Origin of the sequence: Thalassotalea ponticola (genome assembly GCF_041379045.1) — a bacterium.
GTDB classification, from domain to species: domain Bacteria; phylum Pseudomonadota; class Gammaproteobacteria; order Enterobacterales; family Alteromonadaceae; genus Thalassotalea_A; species Thalassotalea_A ponticola.
Genome location: NZ_CP166871.1, coordinates 1,271,574 through 1,293,693, shown reverse-complemented (window position 1 = coordinate 1,293,693; position 22,120 = coordinate 1,271,574). Strand labels below are relative to the sequence as shown.

Annotated in this window: 16 protein-coding genes; 7 read left to right on the top strand and 9 right to left on the bottom strand. The window is 44.0% G+C overall.

What is annotated here, in order from left to right:
* Window positions 1-4: 4 nt before the first annotated feature.
* Entirely contained in the window at window positions 5-445 is a 441-nt protein-coding gene (locus ACAY30_RS05565; RefSeq protein WP_290250441.1) for a potassium channel family protein, read from the bottom strand.
* Between the two features lie 187 nt (window positions 446-632).
* Between ACAY30_RS05565 and ACAY30_RS05560 the strand changes: the two genes are divergently transcribed.
* Entirely contained in the window at window positions 633-1,634 is a 1,002-nt protein-coding gene (locus tag ACAY30_RS05560) for a YhdH/YhfP family quinone oxidoreductase (RefSeq protein ID WP_290250442.1), read from the top strand.
* Window positions 1,635-1,691: 57 nt separating this feature from the next.
* On the opposite strand, the gene ACAY30_RS05555 is transcribed toward ACAY30_RS05560, so the two are convergent.
* The 6 genes from ACAY30_RS05555 to ACAY30_RS05530 form a co-directional block, all read right to left on the bottom strand.
* A complete protein-coding gene (locus tag ACAY30_RS05555) occupies window positions 1,692-1,895 on the bottom strand; it encodes a glutaredoxin family protein (RefSeq protein WP_371190165.1) in 204 nt (67 codons plus the stop codon).
* 72 nt (window positions 1,896-1,967) lie between these two features.
* Window positions 1,968-2,177, bottom strand: coding sequence for a TIGR02450 family Trp-rich protein (locus ACAY30_RS05550; RefSeq protein WP_290250444.1), 210 nt, complete (start codon window positions 2,175-2,177; stop codon window positions 1,968-1,970).
* A 51-nt stretch (window positions 2,178-2,228) separates the two neighbouring features.
* Window positions 2,229-2,828 carry a protein-disulfide isomerase gene (locus ACAY30_RS05545; RefSeq protein WP_290250445.1) on the bottom strand — a complete coding sequence of 200 codons (600 nt, stop codon included), beginning with the start codon at window positions 2,826-2,828 and terminating at the stop codon, window positions 2,229-2,231.
* 160 nt (window positions 2,829-2,988) lie between these two features.
* On the bottom strand, window positions 2,989-4,431 hold the full coding sequence (locus ACAY30_RS05540) for an ADP-ribosylglycohydrolase family protein (protein ID WP_290250446.1): 1,443 nt from the start codon (window positions 4,429-4,431) through the stop codon (window positions 2,989-2,991).
* Between the two features lie 98 nt (window positions 4,432-4,529).
* Window positions 4,530-7,169 carry a glycoside hydrolase family 3 protein gene (locus tag ACAY30_RS05535; RefSeq protein ID WP_290250447.1) on the bottom strand — a complete coding sequence of 880 codons (2,640 nt, stop codon included), beginning with the start codon at window positions 7,167-7,169 and terminating at the stop codon, window positions 4,530-4,532.
* Between the two features lie 140 nt (window positions 7,170-7,309).
* The gene (locus ACAY30_RS05530; protein WP_290250448.1) at window positions 7,310-8,197 is read right to left on the bottom strand and encodes a sugar-binding protein; all 888 of its coding nucleotides are present in this window, start codon (window positions 8,195-8,197) and stop codon (window positions 7,310-7,312) included.
* Between the two features lie 495 nt (window positions 8,198-8,692).
* On the opposite strand from ACAY30_RS05530, the gene ACAY30_RS05525 reads away from it, so the two are divergent.
* From ACAY30_RS05525 to ACAY30_RS05500, 6 genes are all read left to right on the top strand, one after another.
* On the top strand, window positions 8,693-11,716 hold the full coding sequence (locus ACAY30_RS05525) for a TonB-dependent receptor (protein ID WP_290250449.1): 3,024 nt from the start codon (window positions 8,693-8,695) through the stop codon (window positions 11,714-11,716).
* Between the two features lie 231 nt (window positions 11,717-11,947).
* The gene (locus ACAY30_RS05520; protein ID WP_290250450.1) at window positions 11,948-13,501 is read left to right on the top strand and encodes a tryptophan halogenase family protein; all 1,554 of its coding nucleotides are present in this window, start codon (window positions 11,948-11,950) and stop codon (window positions 13,499-13,501) included.
* A gap of 32 nt (window positions 13,502-13,533) precedes the next feature.
* Window positions 13,534-14,268 carry a SapC family protein gene (locus tag ACAY30_RS05515; protein ID WP_290250451.1) on the top strand — a complete coding sequence of 245 codons (735 nt, stop codon included), beginning with the start codon at window positions 13,534-13,536 and terminating at the stop codon, window positions 14,266-14,268.
* Window positions 14,269-14,303: 35 nt separating this feature from the next.
* Entirely contained in the window at window positions 14,304-15,320 is a 1,017-nt protein-coding gene (locus ACAY30_RS05510) for a cupin-like domain-containing protein (RefSeq protein WP_290250452.1), read from the top strand.
* On the top strand, window positions 15,317-16,837 hold the full coding sequence (locus ACAY30_RS05505; RefSeq protein WP_290250453.1) for a tryptophan halogenase family protein: 1,521 nt from the start codon (window positions 15,317-15,319) through the stop codon (window positions 16,835-16,837). The genes ACAY30_RS05510 and ACAY30_RS05505 overlap by 4 nt, the downstream gene beginning before the upstream one ends.
* A 6-nt stretch (window positions 16,838-16,843) precedes the next feature.
* Window positions 16,844-17,548: a DUF6445 family protein gene (locus ACAY30_RS05500; protein ID WP_290250454.1), complete on the top strand. Its 705-nt coding sequence runs from the start codon at window positions 16,844-16,846 to the stop codon at window positions 17,546-17,548.
* Window positions 17,549-17,833: 285 nt separating this feature from the next.
* On the opposite strand, the gene ACAY30_RS05495 is transcribed toward ACAY30_RS05500, so the two are convergent.
* On the bottom strand, window positions 17,834-20,719 hold the full coding sequence (locus ACAY30_RS05495) for a family 16 glycosylhydrolase (RefSeq protein ID WP_290250455.1): 2,886 nt from the start codon (window positions 20,717-20,719) through the stop codon (window positions 17,834-17,836).
* A 324-nt stretch (window positions 20,720-21,043) separates the two neighbouring features.
* On the bottom strand, window positions 21,044-22,096 hold the full coding sequence (locus tag ACAY30_RS05490) for a glycoside hydrolase family 16 protein (RefSeq protein WP_353958573.1): 1,053 nt from the start codon (window positions 22,094-22,096) through the stop codon (window positions 21,044-21,046).
* Between the last annotated feature and the right edge of the window lie 24 nt (window positions 22,097-22,120).

The following is a 22,120-nucleotide window of genomic DNA, read 5'->3' as shown; positions in this document are numbered from 1 at the left end:
CAGTTTAGCCTCTATTTGTTCTCGGCTTTTCCCAAAAGCGCTGCATTTCAATAAACAAGAACGACGCGGTCCACGTGATCAACACTAAGCCAGTTAGTGATTCAATACCCGTATAAAAGCGCACCGCGCCGTGCGGTTCGATATCACCAAACCCCACCGTAGTAAATGTCGTAAATGAAAAATAGGCGCAATCGACCAAGCTACCGTCAAAGTTTCCTTTGAGCTCACCAAAGCGCTGCTGATGAGTCAGGTAATAAAAACCCAGAGCAAAAATACCGACTTGAATACAATGTGCGATCAACGCACCAACCACGCCAACTAAAATTTGATATTTGTTCTTGTAGTGCAAATACGGAAGGCGGTGAGATAGTGCACGCAGTACCTCATAATGCAACACAACACACAATGCTACTACAAAAACAGTAACCAAAGTAAAAACCAACATACTTACCTAACCCATTGATATGAATAGTTATAGAATGGCTTGCAAGCTGAGGAAAGGCAAACTTTTTGCACCTCGATTAGCTTTGTAACTGACCACTTGTGCCCCTGTTCAAGCAGTGCAAATAACAAAAAACAGCCTATGCTATGTGTGTCGTCACAAAAAAATTGACAACTTCAGAGAGAGTATTATGACAACCAGTTATCGCGCCTTAGTAGTCACCGAAGATGACAGCGGCCAATTTAAGCAGACCGTAAGCGATCTGCCCTTTGACAACTTACCCGATAATGACGTGCTGATTAAAGTTCACTACTCATCATTAAACTACAAAGACGCCATGTCTGCCTTTGGCAACAAGGGGGTCACTCGCCAATACCCTCATACTCCGGGAATTGATGCAGCCGGCGTTGTGATAAGTGATCGTTCAGGCAACTTTACCGAACACAACAAAGTATTGGTGTTTGGTTACGACTTAGGTATGAATACCCCCGGTGGGTTAGCGGAGTATATTTGTGTACCGGCCAATTGGGTGGTGCCATGCCCAACTAACGTAAGCTTAAGTGATGCGATGATATACGGTACCGGCGGACTCACCGCTGCCCTTTGCATTGAAAAACTATTAACCATGGGAGCCAAACCAAGCGATGGCCCAGTTGCAGTAACAGGGGCTACAGGCGGTGTGGGCAGTATCAGCGTCGCCCTATTGCACAAACTTGGCTTTGAGGTCATTGCCTTTAGTGGTAAAGACGATACCAGCTTGCTGCTAAAGCTCGGTGCAAACGAGGTTTTACATCGCGATAGAATCAACGACATCGGCGACAAACCACTGGGCAAAGGACTTTACGGACACGCTATTGACACACTAGGAGGCGACTACCTCGCCAATTTGGTCAAGCAACTTAAGCCAAATGGCGGCGTTGCAGCCTGCGGACTGGCTGCTTCGGCCTCGTTTAGCTTAAATGTGTTTCCGTTTATTACTCGCGGGGTGTCAATTTTGGGAGTTGATTCGGTCAACATCCCATTGACCGAGAAAGCCCGCATGTGGGAGCTTGTGGCCGATAAATACGCATTGGCTGACATCCACATGTTAGCCACTACGATTTCCCTCGACCAAGTCATTGAGGTGTTGCCTAAGTTTTTTAACGGCCAAGTAACCGGGCGCTATTTAGTGAGTATCGGGGCTGAAGGGTAAATCTCGTTTGCACCTTTACAGGCTGTGGCTTATCTCGCCCTGAACAGGCTGGACAGTTTAACCTTTGTACAAGCGATTAAACTGCTTTATTGAAAATCCATTTAAAAATTGATCGCCAATTTTTAATACCGGTACGCCGCGAAACCCCAATTGGTTAAACTCTTTTTTGCCATTTGGGGTTGATACATTACACAATCGATACTTAATACCTTGACCGTCAAGATATTGCTTTGCCGTATCGCAGTGTGGGCACTTATTCATAGTGTACAGAGTGACTCGTTTCACGTTTTAACATTCCAACATTATATATAGACGCTAAGCGCAAAGGTGTTGTTAGTGCCAACCGGCTCGCCAGACGCTGTCATCGTTGAGCTGACGCCAATCAATGGCATAGCGCTGACGATTAATCACCGCTTCAATAACACACTCGACAACGTGACCATCATCGTCGTACTCCACCTCAACCACAACAAAGTGTCTTTGCTTATTAACAACTTGTTGCTTAGTCCATTTACTGTTTAGCAATTTTTTTGCAGCGACCATATCTCACTCCTTTACTTGATGATACGGTCGATGACGGCATAGAGATGAGAGTTACGACATTTCTAACGACACGGCTTCAACGATAGCCTCAGGCTTGGTTAAATACAGGTTGTGGTTGAGCAACACTAAGTTGTCGTCAACGGCGAGTAATAAGGCGGGAAACGCATGGGTATTAATCACCTCTTGCACCTCTTCTATTTGTGCTAAAGCCCACTCAGCGTCTTTACTTAATTGCGCTTTAAACACTTTGCCAGGCGGTGACAATTTAAAGCGTTGACACAGCGCTTGAAAATCGTATTTATCGGTAAACGGATTGTTGTCAACAAAGTGTTGACGTTGCAATCCTCGTAAAATGCTCACCGCTTGTTCGGGCTGTTTGCTATTGACCCACGCCATAAAATTGGCCGCCATTAGCGAGTCCTGAAATTCGTTACTGTGATCGAGGTAATCACCACCAAATTGCGCCGCACTTTGCTCTGCAACTTGTTTTACTTGTTGCTTGCTAACTTTGGTGTCACCGTCGTAGTAAGCCATATGCCACAAGTTAATGGGCATATCAGCAAACGCTTGGTGGATTTGTTCAACTAAGGCCGAGGTAGCGTAGCACCATGGATTGTGGCTATCGTAAATAAAAAATAATTCTGCATTCATTGCGATTGTACTAGTGTAAGGAAAGTGTATAGATTCTAATAAGTTTAGACGACAATTACCAATCAACGTTGAGTTCTTGTAACTTGTTGCAACACAAGTTCGTTAGCCCACCTCTAAATGGAGGTAATGTGGTAACTTCCCCCCACACACTCGACAATGATTAGGGTTGATTCTTCGACCAAGTTATCTGCCAAGACGATTCATCCACATGCCCTTGCATTTGTTCCTTAACTACACGATCAATGACATCCAACATCCGTTGTGACATTAAAGCAAAATTGTCGTCGCCATCTTCGTCTTTGGTGTAGTCGACAAAGTTTCGCCGAGTTCTATGAATCCAATATCGCTCGGACATGTTATCTTCTGCGAACGCGGCTTTTACCCCGTCAACCGAAAGCATGAAACCGAGTAAACCTCCCCAAGTTGCGGTTGGGTTATCAGAGTCCCACCCAGTTAAGGTGCCAATTTGGATGGTGCGTTTAAAATCACCTTGACCATAAAACCAACTGACTAGACTTGCGGCAAAATTGATCCCTGCAGCAAATGGATCTTGTTGCTGATATCCGTCGCGTTGCTCCAATTGATACCGCTGATAAATGGCATCGCGAGTTGCCTCCCAATTACTTTTATCGGGATTTTCCAAATAATGCTGTAACACAAAGTCATACATAGCCGCTGGGTAAGAGCCATCTGTTAAATACTCTCGTGCGCGATTAGCGAGCCACATAGTTTGTTGCGACATCGGCTGTTTTGTATCAACGACACTCGCTAACGAATGCATAACGACATAAAACGAGGCGATTTCAGCAGCTTCGTTATTGCCCGCAACACGTATGGGTAATCGAGCGATATCTAGAGCAACGTCAACATTAGCAGGTGCTAGCAAACCAAATATTTCAGTAGTAAGCTGTGCGTCAATCATCATCGACTTTTTATTTACGCTTTCTTCACTGGTCTGAGGTGGTAGTACACCTTTTGCCATTAAGTCTCTGGCTGTTTGATTCGATTCCCACAAAAAATTTTCTCTGACTGGCTTCGAATCGACAAACTTTTTAAATAAAGGGGCCTCGTTGTCAGCATAAGTATGTGCCAACCAGCCTTGCTGAATTTGTGCTGGTGTCAATTTCGATGTTTGATGCAGATGGTGTAAATGTAAGTACATGTATTCAATGTCTGTATCGTCATCGGCTCCCCATACACCATCAACTTTTTCAATATAAAAATCTATTCGATCGCTGTGCGGTACCCCCTCGCCCCACATCGCGGGCAAATCTTTACTGCCCCAATCATCATCGGTATAAAACGGCAAGGTTTGTGGTGTTCCAACTTTGTCCATTTCGGTTATTAAACCAGTCCAGTTAGCAATATTTTGCCCGAGCCAAAATCCGCGCAGTTTGTGCAAATAACTCGATCTACTAATCCTCAGTGACGTCGTGTTTTTCGATCTGGCCTGTAACTCGGCATCACTGGTTTGCAAAGAAGACATCGCGTTCCCATTATCCAACAACGCTGACGTCATAGGCTTAGCCAAAGCAGGTTTAGCGGCCAATAAAACAACAGGTAGCAGAGCAACCTTGATACAAGTTGAACGACGATAGAGCATGATTTATATTCCTAAATATGGCGATGCGCGGTCTTTACCAAACATCAAAAGAACGCACATTGCCATTTTGTTTTGCAAATTTTTAACGGTTATTGTATTTAGTGCGTTGTTGCCGCTGTGTATTTCAGTGTTTTTTGTGTACGAATGTCATTTGCCGAAACCCCAAGGTGAACAGTAAACAGCCCCGGCTCCGCTCGCCAATCGTTATCGTCAATAGACCAAAATGACAGATCTCGTTTACTCAATATCATCGACACGCTGCGCGTTTCTTGTCCTTGTAAAAACACTTTTTGAAAGCCTTTAAACTCTTTTTTAGGACGAGGAACTGATGCTTTATGATCTTGCAAATAGAGTTGCACCACTTCACTACCGGCAACGTTACTGGTGTTGGTAACATCAACATTTATTTTATAAAGCCCTTGTGTACCGTCATCTGACACATAGTTACCAGATTCGATGGTCATATTCGACAGCTCAAAGGTGCTGTATGAAAGTCCGTGGCCAAACCAAAATAACGGAGTGATATCTTGTTGTTCAAACCAGCGGTGCCCCATAAACACCCCTTCTTTGTAGAGTGTCTCCTGTGCATTATAATCATCTAATGCAATTGCTGGCGAATCTTCTAAGCTAACAGGCAGTGTGATTGGCAGTTTACCACTGGGATTTACATCGCCAAATAATAGCTCTGCATAAGCATTACCAGCCTCCATCCCAGCATACCATCCCCAAACAATAGCTTTAGCGCGTTCTACCCAAGGCATTTCAACTGCAGAGCCTGCCACCATGAATACCACCGTATTGGGGTTGGCTTGCAACAAGTTGTCTATGACTTTATTCTGTTCGCCCGGTAAGGACATTGAGGTGCGATCAAAGGCCTCTCTATCATCACCATGACTGAGTCCACCAAAATAAATCACCGCATCCGCCGATGCTGCTGCTTGCATGTACGTATTCTTATCAACAAAGCGATCTGATGGGTCGTCTAAACCGATAACAAAGTCACTTTGGCTATCGTGCTCAATCACAATGTTATAGCTCTGTGAGTGGTCTAAATCGATATCAACTGACGTTTCTGTGAACGTGGTTGTCGGTTGTTCAAAAAGCAATTTATCATTGATATAAATCGCCAAATTGCCGCGATATTTGATGTTCACTGTGTGCGTCCCAGATTGAAATGGCTTTATTGTCGCGCTCATTTGCACCTTGCTCACAGCGACATCTGTATCACGGGCATATGCTGAATTAGCCTGCCAATCTTCCTTTGTGACTGTCTGCTTCGATTCATCTTGATAATATTTTACATGCCATGCCGGTGTACCTGTCCAGTGCTTAGATACGATATAATCTGCAGCAATAGGAGTTAATTCAGCCGACTTAGCGCGCATAAATTGAACCTTCACATCGCTATCTAAATAGTTTTTCAAGCCCTGTAAAGGCGTTATCTCGTATAGCGCTTTCACCTCAGAAGAGCCCCCACCTAATGCGTGTTTTCTATCTGCGTTGGGCCCCATGACAACAATATTTTTTATTTTCTTTGTTAGTGGTAGCAATGAGTTGTCATTTTTTAATAAAACCACACCTGAACTGGCTATGTGTTTAGCTGCTTGTTGATGTTCAACGGTATTTCGCTCTCCCGGCAAACGATGGTCATCCCACACGCCAATGCGATACATCAAACGCAAGATACGTTTTACTTTGTCATCTAAAATCGCCTCATCAATTTTACCTTCGTTTATCATCTTCATAAGCGGCTTGGCAAAGAAATAGTCATCGTATGAGTCGACATTGGTGCCCATTTCAAGATCTAGGCCATTGACCGCCGCATCAAAAGTATTAATATCGACATTCCAATCGGTCAGTAACACACCGTCAAACCCCCACTCGCCTTTCAATATCTGCTTTACTAAATGAGCCGATTGGTTAGCATTGGTACCATAATACTGATTGTATGCGCCCATTACAGAGAATACGTCACCTTGCTTTACCGCGGCTTCAAACGCAGGCAAATAAACTTCTCGTAAAGTTCTTTCATCGGGTTTCGCATTGACTGCATTGCGATTTAATTCTTGATTGTTTAACGCAAAATGCTTCACATTGGCGGCAACATCTTGCGATTGGATACCTTGAACCACAGGTACAACTAAGCTAGCAGCGAGAAATGGGTCCTCCCCCATGTATTCAAAATTACGCCCATATAGCGGCAAACGAGCAAGATTAACGCCAGGTCCTAAAATAATATCTTTACCGCGATGTCTTGCTTCTGCGCCCAGCACACGTCCGTGTAAATAAGCAATTTGAGGGTCAAAACTCGCTGCGACTGAGGTTAAAGGAGGAAGGTAAGTTGATGCATCATCTGTCCACCCTGCACTTTGCCAAGAATCACGTTGATGCTGATAGCGGACACCGTGAGGACCATCCGACAACCACAGCTCAGGAATACCTAATCGTGGGATCGCATTGACGTGAAACTTTCCACTGGCATGCACCAGTGAGATTTTTTCACTCAAGGTTAATTTATTCAACAATACAGATACGAACTGTTCGGCATCGGCGATGCGCTGTTGTTGAATCTGATAGTGCGCGCTATTACTCAGCGGTTGCGCGTCATTGGCCTTTGCACTGTTCGCTATGCATAGCCCCAGCACAAACATCAACGCGCTAGAGCATGCTTTCATGTATACTCGGCGCCCCAGCTTTCCAATCGTTGTCTCGACGTATTCATTAGTTTCTACTCGCATAGTGAGTATCCCTCTGTTGTCTTTATTGTTATATAGATAGATGCTGCTATGGCTAAACTAGCTACCTTTCAAGTCCTGTACTGGTCGTATTTTCATTCGCACCACATCCTATGGCGACCTGAAGCCGATTTAAAACCTGCTTATTTTTTTAACAACAATGTTGAAAATACGTCCGCTGTTTTATAGCCCAAGTTTTGGTCGCCGTTGACGGGCGTAATATAAGTGGACCCTAAAAAGTGTTCGCGCTGCTTACTGCCATCGTTATCACAATAGGCCAACATAAAGCCTAATACTTTGCCTGCAGTTAATGCGACTCTAGAAGCCTGTCGGTTCGCTGTGACTCGGTGATCAAACGAATCATTGTGAATCTCTAATGCCACTTCCCAAACAATACCATTAGCGCGCACATCGGTTCGACGCCACACACTTTTAACGTGCTCATTTAACGCCACAAAGTTTGGCGTACCGTCGTCTTTTTTACCGGCTATGTCGATTGCTTGATGATCAAGTGCAATATGATAAGCAAAAGCATTGTGATCATACTGGTGCGTCCCGCCTGACCTATCCTCATCAATAAACACTTCCAACGCGTCATCGTCCCAATATTTAAACAACGGATTTGCATGTTGATCAAACAGCACGTCATCGCTCATTTCCACCCACAAATACAAATAGTTTTCATCCCAAGCGACTTTAAAGCGACCGGAAAAATCGTCGGTTGCCGGATAATTAGCTAACATATCATGGTTCAATTGGTACCACTGGCTACTTTGCCAAATAACTTCGCTGGCATTGCCATCAATTTGTATCGTTTGTTCGCTATAAAGGGCAACAAACCCCTCTGCGGATTTAGCTATTGCTTGCGTACTTACCAAAGACAGCACAGTCATAGAAAGACAAACAGTTGAAACCAATTTTAACCTTGCTAATACAGTATTTATTAACACATCAAACTGCGTTTTCGAGACGGTTACAATGGGTCTTCGACAGAGTTTGCCTAACCGTTTACCTGAGCAAGTTTTATTCATTCGTTTTCCTAGATTGAGTATGGGCATTACACGCACAGAAGATACATTAAACATAAACAAGCGCGTGAGTGTCAAGCACACAGCCATAACCTGTTGTTAGACTCTAGATAATAGCGTTTTTATTACACAAAGATTATAAATCGAACACCAAACAAATCGACGATAAAACCGACAAAAACGAGGTTTCCATTCATATCGGTACCTACAAATACTGCTTTAAGGTTAAAAACCGCCTAAACGTACATAAAAACACCAACAAGAAACTAACCAACTGTTTAATATTATAATTTTTTCCTAAAAACTTGTTTCATTAATATGAAAACGCGTTTCTAAATGCAATCAAAGCGTAAAAAAAGGTTGAATTGAATCTTTATTTACTCTACTTTAGCATTAGCGCTTTAAAAAATAACACACCTGAAGCTTACGTTCAGTAACGGTAAATGTAAGCGCTTACAAAAATTATTACATTAATGATAATAACCGAGGGAAATATTAATGAAGTCTTACAAGTTCAACAAAACAAAGTTGGCTTCGAGCCTTTCTTTGATTTTGGGTGCCTCTGTTGTTCTTCCTGCACACGGGGAAGACGGAGCTGCCTTAGAAGAAGACGTAGAAGTTATTGAAGTAACGGGTATCCGTGGTTCATTAACAAAAGCAATGGATATCAAGCGTTCGAGTTCTGGTATCGTTGAAGCAATCAATGCCGAAGATATCGGTAAGTTCCCAGATACAAACCTTGCAGAATCACTACAACGTATATCTGGTGTTGCTATTGACCGCGACAACGGTGAAGGTAGCCGTGTAACGGTTCGTGGTTTTGGTCCAGACCGTAACTTAGTACTATTAAACGGCCGTCAAATGCCAACAAGTACTGGTGATCGCTCGTTTGACTTTGATAACATCGCATCAGAACTTGTGTCAGGTGCTGAAGTATACAAAACCAGTGATGCAAGCATTGCAACAGGTGGTATTGGTGCAACCATCAATATTCTTACCCATCGTCCCCTAAACAAGCCGGGCATGAGTGGCAGTATTGGTGTAAAAGGTTTAGATGACACATCAACAGACGAAGGTAGCGTAACACCTGAAATCTCAGGTTTATACTCAAACACATTCTTAGACGACAGTTTTGGTATTTCACTTGCAGCAAGCTACGCAGAGCGTGACAGTGGTAACCAACAAGCTAATGTTGGAACAGGCTGGCGTACTTTCCCATCTCGTGTAAACCAAGATTGGTCAGCGTCTAACGCCGATTGGGGTGGTGTTCCATACGAAAACCAAGTTAACCGTCCTGACCCAACTCAAGATGAAATTTATTCTGTTCCACAAACAACCATCTATCAATTCGGTGAGCAACAACGCAAACGTTTGAATGGTCAATTGGTATTACAATACGCACCAAATGACAACATGACGTTCACTGTTGATTACACCCACATGAACAACGAAGTTGACCGTCAATTCAACGAAGTATCAGCATGGTATACCTTTGCTCCTTCAGAGAACGTGTGGACAGACGGTCCGATTTCTTCTCCGCTGTTCTATGAAGAAGATTACGCAGCTAATGGTATTGGTAACCAAGATTTATCAATGGCTGTATCAAGCTCTGCTACCAAAGCTAAAGCTGACTCAATTGGCTTTAACTTCGAATGGCAAGTAAACGACCGCTTATGGCTAGAAATCGATCATCACTCATCAGATGCCGAAGAAACTCCAAATAGCCCTTACGGTAGTTCTAACGTGTTGTCGACTGCAGCCTTTGTTCGCTCACAAGCAGCTACCGATTTCACTGGTGATTTACCAGTATTGGCTGTACAAGGTTCGAGCACCGTTAGCAAAGCTGATTACTTAGTAACGGGGTCGTTCTTCCGCAACGACGACAACCGCTCTGAAATTGACCAAACACAGATCAACGGTAAGTTAGACCTTGACGAATTTGGTAGCATCGACTTTGGTGCTAGCATGATGACAGCGAGCAAGCATAACCGTGCAGTTCAAGTGCAACGTAACGACTGGGGCGGTGTAGGTGCAGCTGGTGACTTAGCAGACATCGCTGGTGACAAGGTAAGCATTCACGATCGCTTTGATGATGTAGACGGTGGCTATTTTGAAGATCACCCTGAAGGTCCTGACGGCTTTGAAATTGTAGACTACTTCTTCGCATGGGATTTCAACCAGTTACGTGATTTTGCCGAAGCAAATTACGGACCAACTGGTGGTGCAGGTGACTGTGGTTCAAATTTCTGTGCTTCAACGAATTATGCAGCTGACACAGACCGCTATGTTGAAGAAGAAGTGACCGCTGTTTACGCGCAGTGGAATTACGAAGGTGAAATTGGTGTAATGCCATTTGATATTCACATCGGTCTTCGTTACGAAGAAACTGAAGTTGATTCTACTTCGATTGTACCAACTTATAACGGTGCACGATGGGAAGGTGCTACCGAAATCGTTCTAATTCGCGACGGTCAAGCTGGCTTGTCAAAATCGGGTTCTTACGATCACTTATTGCCTAACATCAATTTTAACCTAGAGCTAACCGATGACATCATTGCGCGCGCAGCGTACAGTGAAACCATTGGTCGTGCCGGCTACGGTTCACTACAAGGTGGTACAACGGTTGGGACACAATTCAACCGCGGTGGTGCGAGCGGTAACTCAGGTAACCCTGACTTGTTACCTCTTGAGTCTAAAAACTTCGACTTATCACTAGAATACTACTACGGTGAATCAAGCTACGCGGCAGTTGGTTACTTCAAGAAAGACGTAACAAACTGGATTACGAATGGCCAAATCGCTGAAACGCTATTTAACATCAACAACCCTGTTGATGGTCCTAAGTACGACGAAGCGGTTGCAGCAGTTGGTGGTGACGCAGATGCGCAACGTGATTACATTGCTGAGAATTTCATTGGTAACGAAGAAGTTTACTTTGATGAAACTGGTAAGCTAATCATTGAAGGCGCTGCTGATGACGAATTGGTTGAATTCTTAATTAACGTACCTGTAAATGATGACATTGAAAATAACTTCGATGGCTTTGAATTTGCAGCGCAGCACGTATTTGGTGAATCAGGCTTTGGTTTATTTGCCAACTACACCTTAGTTGATGCTGGTGACGACTACAACAACATGGTTATCACTGGTGGCGCTTACGACAATACTGCGACGTACGGTTCAAATGACGGTGCACAAGAAGGTATCTCAGACACAGCTAACTTAGTTGTTTTCTATGAGAAGTATGGTATTGCTGCTCGTCTTGCATACAACTGGCGTGACGCTTACTTAGAGCGTAAAGGTGATGACACAGGTGCCAACCCAACGTTTGTTGAGGAATACGAGCAGTTAGACTTTAACATCAGCTATGACTTTGCTGACGTCGAAGGTCTATCTGTCTTCTTCGAAGGTATCAACATTACTAATGAATACCGTCGCAAGCACGGTCGTACTAAATACCAAGTTCTTAACGTAGCCCAACAAGGTGCGCGTTACAGCTTAGGTGCTCGTTACACTTTCTAAGTGTATGATTTAGTACCATGACAAAAAAGCCGCAAGCATCCATTGTCTTGCGGCTTTTATCTTTAACTTAAGATTAAATTCAAGCCTTGAAACTTTACTAAAGCATTTAAATATTGATCTGGGTCTAACAACAGCGCTTAAATGGCCAATAGACTAGATTGCCTGCTCTAATAACGATATAGTGAGCTAGTTAGCGAGTGCTTTAATAAGGTTTTACACAAAATAAGCAGTATGAAGCAAGAAGTAAGAAACATTGTCATTGTGGGTGGCGGTAGTGCTGGGTGGTTAACTGCCGGTATACTCGCCAGTGAATACCAAACAAATAAGCAAACCAGCATTGCCGTCACGTTAATTGAATCACCCGATGTGCCAACCATTGGCGTCGGTGAGGGAACTTGGCCATCTATGCGCCATACGCTCAAGAATATGGGGATCAGCGAGAGTGAGTTTATCCTTGAGTGCGACGCCAGTTTCAAACAGGCTTCAGAATTTCGCAATTGGCAACACGGTAATGGTGATAGCTACTTTCACCCGTTCACCATGCCTGCAGGGTTTCATGAAACCAATATAGCCGAATATTGGCAGCCCCATAAACAGCAAGTTAGTTTTGCTGATGCTACGACTAGCCAAAGTCACATTTGCCGACACGGCAAAGCGCCTAAGCAAATTTCTACGCCTGAATATTCGTTCAATCTAAATTACGGATATCATCTAGATGCTGCAAAATTTGCTCAGCTACTCCAACGTCATTGTTGCCATAATTTAGGCGTTGCACACATTCTCGACCATGTGACTCGCATTAACAATCACCCTAACGGGGATATAAAGTCAGTAACAACGGCTTCGGGGAAAGACGTTGAAGGTGACTTATTTATTGATTGTACCGGACTGAAATCCCTATTACTCGGTGAGCATTACGGAGTTGATTTTATTGAGCAAAAGCATGTGTTATTCAACGACCGCGCTTTGGCAGTTCACGTACCGTATCGCGATGAAAATGAGGATATTGCCTCCCATACAATCTCAACAGCACAGCGCTGTGGTTGGATTTGGGATATCGGCTTGCCCTCTCGCCGTGGTGTCGGTCACGTATATTCCAGTGCTCATATTAGTGATGAAGAGGCCGCAAAGGATTTGCGAAACTACATACGCCCTTCTCTTGGTCAAAGCGCCGATGAAGTCGAACTTCGATCGATAAGAATTAACCCTGGTTACCGTGCTAAATTTTGGCATAAAAACTGCGTTGCCGTGGGTATGGCTGCCGGTTTTATCGAACCGTTAGAAGCTTCTGCCTTAGCGCTTATTGAGTTATCTGCGAAAATGATCGCTGAACAATTACCTGCCAATCGTGTTGTTATGGACATAACGGCCAAGCGCTTTAATGACAAGTTTACCCACCGTTGGCAACGAGTCATCGAGTTTTTGAAATTACACTATGTACTGTCTCAACGAGACGATAGCGCCTATTGGCGGGATAACAGAGACTCGAGCTCAATCCCTCAGCCCTTACAAGAACTATTGCAATTATGGCAGTTTCAGACGCCATTTGGTTATGACAGTCATCACACTGATGAACTGTTTCCCGCAGCCAGTTTCCAATATATTTTGTATGGAATGGGGTTTGAAACACAATTACCTATACGGCAAAAACGTCGAGACAAATCGACGATGGCCAATCGTTTTTTTAACGACAACATACAACAAACACAACACTTGATGCGAACTTTAGAGAGTAATCGAGTGCTAATTAACAAGATAAAAATGTACGGCTTTGCAAAGATTTAGTTGCGCACAGCTGGTTATTGGGAGTAAAAAACATGGCAAATCATGCCCTGCTAAATAGCGTTGATCACAAAAATTTAAAAATCATTACCAAGCGTGGGGCCGAATATGGCGACAATATGTGGTATGCGATGACTTTTCCTCAGGAGTTTCGCAGTGCACAAGCTTACTACCCTATCTTTTTCACTAAAGACCCAGGCACGGGTAAATTTATTTGCACAGCGCTATTTGGTTTTGCCGAAAATGAAAACTTATTCCTCGATGACAGTGGTTGGCATGCCCGTTACATTCCTATGTCAGTACTTAGACACCCATTTTTAATTGCTCGCCAAACCATTGAAGTCGACGGACAAGAACAAGAAAATAGAATGTTGAGTATTGATTTGGACAATCCTCGAGTCAATACCGAACAAGGCGAACCATTATTTCTTGAGTTCGGTGGCAACAGTGAGTTTTTGGACCGCACTGCTAGTATGTTAGAAGCATTGCACTTTGGCGCTTTAGATGGCTTAACCTTTTGTGAACGCTTAGTCGAATTAAACCTACTTGAGCCGTTCAGTTTAGATGTCACGCTAAACGATCAAAGTCAGCATCAAATGTTGGGTTTTTACACCATCAATGAAGAGCGACTTAACGAGCTTGCTATCGAAACATTGCAGGAACTAAAAGAGAAAGGTTATCTACAAGCGATTTACATGCAAATCGCGTCACAAGGTAATATTAACAGCCTGCTTGATAAGAAAAACTCGCTGATTAACTCGTCGACCTAAAGTAACGTCGACAGCAGTAACACAAGGTTTAGCATATGTTGAATATCGATACGCAAGTAAAACAAATAACGGGTGTGACCGCTAAAAACATACCACAATTTGTGATTGAGTCCGATCAACCCCTATTGTTAAAAGGCTTTGCAGACGACTGGCCCATTGTAAAAGAAGGACTTAAATCAGCGTCTGCTGCCTGCGCCTATATTGAACAATTTTATCAGGGAAAAGCCGTTAATGCGTGTTATGGTGATGTCTCGACAAAAGGCCGAGTGTTTTACAATGACTCTTTGGATGGCTTTAATTATCGAGCGGCTAAAGTCGACTTGAAACCCGTTCTTGCTAAGTTACTTCAGCACATTGACGATCCGTCACCACCAACCATGTATGTCGGGTCTACCGAAGTTAGCCATTTCCTACCGGGATTTAAAGAGCAACATCCGATAAGTATTGACTGTCATAAACCGTTGACGAGTATCTGGATTGGTAACCAAAGCAAAATTGCTGCACATTACGATTTCCCTCTCAATATTGCTTGTAATGTCGTGGGGAAGCGCCGTTTTACCTTGTTTCCTCCAGAGCAGGTCAAAAACTTATATACCGGACCGATGGAGTTTGCTCCGGGAGGGCAAGATATTTCAATGGTCGATTTTGATAATCCCGATTTTGCCAAGTTCCCAAAATTTGAAACAGCATTAGCGCACGCGCAAGTTGCCGAGCTTGATCCCGGTGATGCCCTTTTCTTACCGAGCATGTGGTGGCACCATGTCGAAGGTCTGTCAGGGCTAAATATTTTAGTAACCCACTGGTGGCGAGATACCCCTGCTTATATGGGCCGACCTCACAACGCGTTATTGTTAGCAATGCTCAATTTACGCAACCTTCCCTATGCACAACGACAAGCGTGGAAGAGTATATTTGAACACTACATTTTCGACCATCAAGAGCAAGACTCTGCCCACCTGCCTGAAGATGCTCAAGGGATGTTAAAAACACCGATGGACGAATTAACCGCACGAAAAATTCGTGCACAATTACTTGAGAAGCTGAAACGATGAATAACAACCCCGTTAAAAATATCGTCATTGCCGGTGGCGGTACTGCTGGATGGATGACCGCAGCGTCATTGTCCAAGCTATTAGGCAATGCGATTAATGTCACTCTTGTTGAATCAGATCACATTGCTACCGTTGGCGTTGGCGAGGCAACAATTCCTACCCTGCACCTCCTACACGACTTACTTGGTATCAATGAAGCCGAATTTATGGCTGCCACCAATGCGACATTTAAACTGGGTATATCTTTTGAAAACTGGCGAGACGTAGATAAAGACTATATTCACTCGTTTGGCTATCTCGGTCGCGATTGCTGGGCATGTGGTTTTCAGCACTTCTGGCTAAAAGGTCTGCAAAAAGGTTGGGTCAGTGAAATTGGAGACTATTGCAGTGAGCACCTAGCTTGTCGCCAAGGGCGATTCGCGGTAATGCCAAACCAAGACAGAAATCACGCTTATCACCTAGACGCAGGGCTTTATGCAAAATTTTTACAATCTTTGGCTTATCAACATGGCTGTCAGCGGGTTGAAGGGAAGATCAACAAGGTAAACTTGTGCCCTGAAGGTGGTCATATTACGTCCCTAGATTTAGATAACTCAAAGCGTATTGAAGGTGATTTATTCATTGACTGTACCGGCTTTAAAGGTCTACTTATTGAAGAAGCGCTACATACAGGCTATGACGACTGGAGTCATATGCTGCCGTGCGATAGTGCAATAGCGGTTCAAACTAAAACCGTTGGTGAGCCAGTTGCATACACCCGTTCAATTGCTCGCGAATCCGGCTGGCAATGGCGCATACCATTACAAAACCGCACGGGCAATGGCTTGGTCTTCTGTTCAAAATATATGACGGATGAGGAAGCGATACAGACCCTACTTGATAACATTGAGGGGGAACCGATTAACGAGCCACGTGTGATAAAGTACAAAACAGGTACTCGCCGCAAGCATTGGAACAAGAACTGTATTGCGATAGGGTTGTCCGCCGGTTTTATTGAACCACTGGAATCAACCGGTATTCACTTATTCCAACGCGGAATTGTACGCTTGTTGCAGATGTTCCCTCACACAGGAATAAACGATTCAGACATACAAGAATTCAACAAGCAAACTGAGGAGGAAATGCTCAATATCCGTGACTTTATTGTTTTGCATTATCACCTAACAGAGCGCCGTGATTCTGATTTCTGGCGCTACTGTGCAACAATGGAGATACCTGACTCGTTAACACATCGGATGGCGTTATTTAAAGCTTCAGGTCGCATTTTTAAGAAAGCTGAGGAATTGTTCGGCGAAACATCTTGGGTGCAAGTTATGTTGGGTCAGGGGTTAATACCGGAGCAATATCACCCCATAGTGGATAAGATGAGCGATGACGAATTACGGGCATTTTTAGAGAAAATAAAAAGTCATGTGGCGAAAAAAGTTGCGAGCTGGCCAAAGCATACTGATTTTATAAATCATTATTGCCCAGCAAATGACAAAGACACTCGCGAACAACAAAAAATGCAGGCCTAAACCGTTATGGGGCAGTATCAAGTCAATTCCCAATGTCACGTACAAGTGAGCAGTGTCGGTAATGAACAAATCCCGTTGATTGTCATTGATAATTTTGCCCTTAGCTTAGAGGATATTAAGCAACAAGCTAACCAAGCTGTGTTCAGTGATCTGGACACGGCATTTTACCCAGGTTTGCGTAGCCCGTTACCTGACAGTTACATTAAAGAAACCCTTAGTGCAGTCATTTCAGGTATACGCAAAGTTTATAAAATTTCACCTCAACGCGCGGTGATTAATAAAGGCTGTCATTTCTCTCTTATCACCAAACACGGTAACGAACTAAGCCCGATGCAGTGCATTCCGCACTTTGACACTCCCAACCCTAATTTTTTTGCCATCTTACATTATTTAAACGACGGGCCTCATGGGGCAACCGGTTTATTTCGACACCGCAATACGGGTTACGAACGGATCAATCCAACGCGCAAAGATCGATACTTTACATCGTTACAACACGACATAGATCAAAACAACCAATCTCTTTCAGGCTATTACACCCAAAGTCATGGTATATTCGATTTGTACCATCGCATTGACTACAAAGTTAACCGACTTGTAATTTACCCTGGTCATATTCTTCACTCTACCCTGGTATCTGAACAGCATGACATAACAGCAGATGTCAATACGGGGCGATTGACTGCCAATCTATTTATTCAGTTCCAATAACTTGTTCGGGAGCTTGTTCGGGCATAGTCGGCGTCTAAGCTTTAGCTAAACGCTGGCGGACTTCACCGCTTTTGAGAGGACTATTATCGATGTTTGGTCACTGCCAATGGCGTGAGAACAATTGTCGACCTTAGAAAACACGGCGATAGCCTGAAGTCATTGCTAGGACAGTGCTCGGTTATATGCGTACTTACTGATAGGCTATCGAGTTGAAAGTAAAAAAAAAGGAGCGATGAACGCTCCTTTTAATATTTTAGTCATTCTATTGGCGACTGACCTTATTCGCTATTCGTTCGCCTTGAAGACAATATTGTCAATTTGATAACTCGCACCATTTGCTTTGCTCCAGCTCGGGAATACAAGAATGATTTTGACATCTGACAAATTCAAAGCACCCGATTCAAGTGTTGCAAACGAGAAAGTATAGTGTTGCCATTCCCCTAGGGTAGGATCAACACCTTCGTTACTATCTGATAAAGCAATTTCGGTAAACAGATCCGCACTGCTACTTTCTACTTTCAGTAGCCACTGTGCACTGTCATCTGTTGGTGCCGATAACATTTTCAAATCAAACTCAAGTGTACCATTGACAAGCGATGACACATCAATTGCTGATTCCGCGGTTACGCCTGCGACAGTCGGTGGGCCAGCAAAATCAACTTGATATACATTGCCGTAATCACTGTCCACTTGCTGAGATATGGTCGCTCCACCACAGCAATCCCAAAACGACCAATTCGGGTCAACTTCTTCAGAGAAAATCACCACATCACCTTCTACGACAGGCGGCTCAACGGGTGGTTCAACACCTACGCTAGCAGTACGTTCCCAGCGGATATTATCGATCATGAACGTGACGTTATTTTGATCTCCCCAGGTAGGATAAATAACCAAGCCTGTATTCACAGAGGTTATATCTAACCCTTGGCTGACTAACGTACTTACCGGAACGCGAATGGTTTCCCAGACGCCATCTGCAACAACGCCTAAAACTTGATCACCCGTTGTACATGGGTATACACAATCAACTTTAAAGCTCATGCCACTGGCGGTGTCGGCGTAATCGAGCACTTTCAAGTCAAACACCAAACTGCCATCACTGAACGCACTCAAGTCAACTGGTTGCCCTGACTGAATATATAACAGGCCATCTGCGTCTGCACCGCCAAAAGTTACCTGTAACACATCACCTCGGTCTTGTTCAGCAACAGTTTGCCATTGAACAAAGCCATTCGCGCCATCAAAATAATCTTGACCTGATGCCGTATCCCATGCGCCAATACCGTTAGTCCAAATATCGCTGTTCACTTCGTCAACAAAAACATCGAGCGTCTCGGTATCTACATTGATTGGCGGTGGAGCAATACCACATCCGTTATCATCCTTGTGACCACATTTTAGAGTCACGTTGTCGACCATAACCCTTGCTGCGCCGCTAAATTCAATAATGAACGGATTTAACACGTCATTGGTGTTTAACGGTTGCTCACCTGGCGTAGCGATAATGTCATTCACTTTCACTGATACACTTTGCCACATATCTTTTTTAAGGTCCGCAACATTGAGGGTTACCACACCAAGTTTAGGGTAGCCTGAATCCATTTTAATAAAGATTTGACTCTCATCTGGTGTTACGGTGCTGTCGATAAATAAGTCAAACTTCAACTCTCCAGCATGTAACTCCCATGGACGAGCCGAGTTGCCCATACCAAACAATGACAAGGTGTCACCGTCGACCGCGTTGATCAACACATTGCCTTTGTCACCGGTATTTATTTCAAGAACAGTACCACGCTCGTTGCCAAGATCTGGTTGTGTTAATGATATCGCACCATTGTTGTCCCAGCCAACTACGGCTTGTAGCGCTCGCTCAACTGATGCCGATTGAACTTGCCATGACAATTTATCGTCACCATCAATAAATAATGGGTATTCAGCAACATAAAAATTGTCTGCTGCCGGTAGTTCTACCTCTGGGTTAACGTTGGCCGCGCACCCCTTGCCAGTAACCGGATCGGTTTCACACTCATAGACTCGCACGTAGTCTACCATCATTTGCGCTGGAAATTCGGTGTCGGCATTAGGTGAGCCAGGCAAGTTGCCACCAACGGCAACATTTAGCAATAAGTGAAAGGGCTGATTAAACGGTGCAGCACTGTCGCCCACATACCCTGTTTCTTGGTCTTTATAGTAGTAGCTCCACCAAGTTTCAGAGGTAATGGTACCATAATGTAAATCGTCTAAGTACCAACGAATTTCATCTTCTTCCCACTCAATTGCAAAAAGGTGATAATCGCCCAAGACCGGCTGTCCAGCTTTGGCAAAAGAATAAACATTCAGTGGCCAAGCCATACCGTAATGCAGAGTTCCTTGAGCATCATTATTATTATCTTGTGTGGCACTAAACACTTCCATGATGTCGATCTCACCACCACTTGCCCATCCGCCGTACTGGCTGTTTGTTGGTAACATCCAAAATGCTGGCCACAAACCTTGACCTCCTGGCACTTTAATGCGTGCTTCAATACGTCCATATTGAATATCAACTTTGCCATCTGAGCGCATCCGACCAGAAGTGTAATTATAATTGTTTGATGCTTCTTGTTTCGCGGTTATCACTAGATTGCCGTTTTCAACGGTAATGTTTTCGTTTTGATACCACTGCAATTCATTGTTACCCCAGCCAACTAGGCCGTATTGCGACCCATCGCCCGTTTCAACGTTCCAGTTGTCCGCGTTTAAGCTGGTTCCGTCAAATTCATCACTCCAGACCATGACCCAGTCACCAGCACCTTCGACGACTATGATAACAAATTCTTGTTTACGCGTACTTTCACCGTCTGTAACTGAAATAACAACCACGTGTTCGCCAATATCATCAACTGACGGTGTACCGCGTAGTGTATTGGTTGAACTGTCAAACGTTAACCAACTCGGTAACGTATCTGCAGATATGGTTAAATCAACACTATCCTCATCGTCGACACCGATTGTATAAACATATTCCTGGCCTTCTTTTGCTTCCACCATTGCTTGGCTGGTAAAATACGGTGGCTCTTTTCCCAAGACGCTATCGACATCAGCATCTAAGGAATCGCCAACGCAGCCGGTCAAGCCAATAAAGCTCGCCCCCATTACGGCAGACATCATTGTGAGTTTTGTTCTTCTCATTGTCTCTCTCTTCTTATATTGGTTATAAAACATCCATGTTGTGAAGCAACCTTTCAACAAAAGCTCAGCGCATTCAACATGACCTGATCACAGGCCTTGCATACAATTCGTATTTGAATCGTAACAATCATATGCCAAATCGACATGAAAGCGCTTACATTTATTGTCATAGTGTTGCAACCAAAACATTACTTAGCATGTCTCACAACAGATCAGTTTCTCTGCTGAATCGCCCATACAACAATGTATTAACAGCATGCTTACCACGAATTAAAATGACATATTTTAATTTACATTTCCATACTTTTCACAAAATTATCCAACTTATTTGACAAGCTTGGCGTGAGGGTTAATTTGAGCACAGCCTTTTCCTGTTTCAGGGTCTATACTGCACTGGTAAACGCGCACGTAATCAACGCGCATTTGCTGTGGAAATACGCTGTTGTCGATACCTTTGTTATTGACGTTCTCAGGCCACGCCCCGCCAACGGCTAAATTAAGCAGCAGGTGAAAACGTTGATCAAATGGCGCATCTTTATCGCGCATTTGCCAATCACCTAACGCGTCTTTGGTTTTGCTATACCAATGTTCAGCGGTCTGAGTCGCAAAGTGAATATCGTCGACATACCAGCGAATTTCGCCCTGCTCCCACTCAACAGCATAGGTGTGAAAACCATCGGCAGGATTGGCGAGGTTTGGTAGTTTGACGCCAACACCTGTGTACACATTATCAGGGGCTACGCCACCGTAGTGTAAGGTCCCGTGAATGCGACTTTCCGGTGTATTTGGCTCTTCTCCTGGCGCATCTGAAGGCGCTTTTAAGTTGACCGCTTCCATAATATCGATTTCACCTGAACTCGCCCATGAGCCGTACACCCAATCGGTTGGCAACATCCAAATTGCCGGCCAGCTACCTTGACCAAACGGCAATTTTGCGCGAATCTCGAAGCGCCCATATCGCCAATCGCCCTTACCTTTACTGCGTAACCTCGCCGAGGTAAAGGGAAGCTCTCGTAGTGTCGTGGGTGCGTACGATGGATGGTCATCGTGCAAGGCGGGACCACTGTACGTTTCTTGTTGCGCATTAATCACTAACTGGCCATTGTCGATATAGGCATTCACTTTGCGGTCGGTATAGCACTGCTGTTCGTTGTTACCACCGCCAAAACAATTAACTTCAAACGACCACTTTGAATCATCAATTTGCGCGTTATTAAACTCATCTTGCCAAACCAATTGCCAAGCGTCGTGTTTCTCTTGTGCATCTTCAGCGTTGAGTATGTAGACTTGCTTTGCCGATGCCTCATCGAAATCAGCCGCGTGTGCTGAGACTAAAGTCACACTGCTCAACAAAAACAGTGACGAAAATCGTTTCATAATAAATCCTTATACGTGTTGTGC

Coding starts and splice junctions, on each gene's coding strand:
- ACAY30_RS05495 (WP_290250455.1), bottom strand. CDS start 20,719: ATGAGAAGAACAAAACTCACAATGATGTCTGCCGTAATGGGGGCGAGC.
- ACAY30_RS05545 (WP_290250445.1), bottom strand. CDS start 2,828: ATGAATGCAGAATTATTTTTTATTTACGATAGCCACAATCCATGGTGC.
- ACAY30_RS05565 (WP_290250441.1), bottom strand. CDS start 445: ATGTTGGTTTTTACTTTGGTTACTGTTTTTGTAGTAGCATTGTGTGTT.
- ACAY30_RS05520 (WP_290250450.1), top strand. CDS start 11,948: ATGAAGCAAGAAGTAAGAAACATTGTCATTGTGGGTGGCGGTAGTGCT.
- ACAY30_RS05500 (WP_290250454.1), top strand. CDS start 16,844: ATGGGGCAGTATCAAGTCAATTCCCAATGTCACGTACAAGTGAGCAGT.
- ACAY30_RS05555 (WP_371190165.1), bottom strand. CDS start 1,895: ATGAATAAGTGCCCACACTGCGATACGGCAAAGCAATATCTTGACGGT.
- ACAY30_RS05505 (WP_290250453.1), top strand. CDS start 15,317: ATGAATAACAACCCCGTTAAAAATATCGTCATTGCCGGTGGCGGTACT.
- ACAY30_RS05490 (WP_353958573.1), bottom strand. CDS start 22,096: ATGAAACGATTTTCGTCACTGTTTTTGTTGAGCAGTGTGACTTTAGTC.
- ACAY30_RS05530 (WP_290250448.1), bottom strand. CDS start 8,197: ATGAATAAAACTTGCTCAGGTAAACGGTTAGGCAAACTCTGTCGAAGA.
- ACAY30_RS05540 (WP_290250446.1), bottom strand. CDS start 4,431: ATGCTCTATCGTCGTTCAACTTGTATCAAGGTTGCTCTGCTACCTGTT.
- ACAY30_RS05510 (WP_290250452.1), top strand. CDS start 14,304: ATGTTGAATATCGATACGCAAGTAAAACAAATAACGGGTGTGACCGCT.
- ACAY30_RS05535 (WP_290250447.1), bottom strand. CDS start 7,169: ATGCGAGTAGAAACTAATGAATACGTCGAGACAACGATTGGAAAGCTG.
- ACAY30_RS05515 (WP_290250451.1), top strand. CDS start 13,534: ATGGCAAATCATGCCCTGCTAAATAGCGTTGATCACAAAAATTTAAAA.
- ACAY30_RS05550 (WP_290250444.1), bottom strand. CDS start 2,177: ATGGTCGCTGCAAAAAAATTGCTAAACAGTAAATGGACTAAGCAACAA.
- ACAY30_RS05560 (WP_290250442.1), top strand. CDS start 633: ATGACAACCAGTTATCGCGCCTTAGTAGTCACCGAAGATGACAGCGGC.
- ACAY30_RS05525 (WP_290250449.1), top strand. CDS start 8,693: ATGAAGTCTTACAAGTTCAACAAAACAAAGTTGGCTTCGAGCCTTTCT.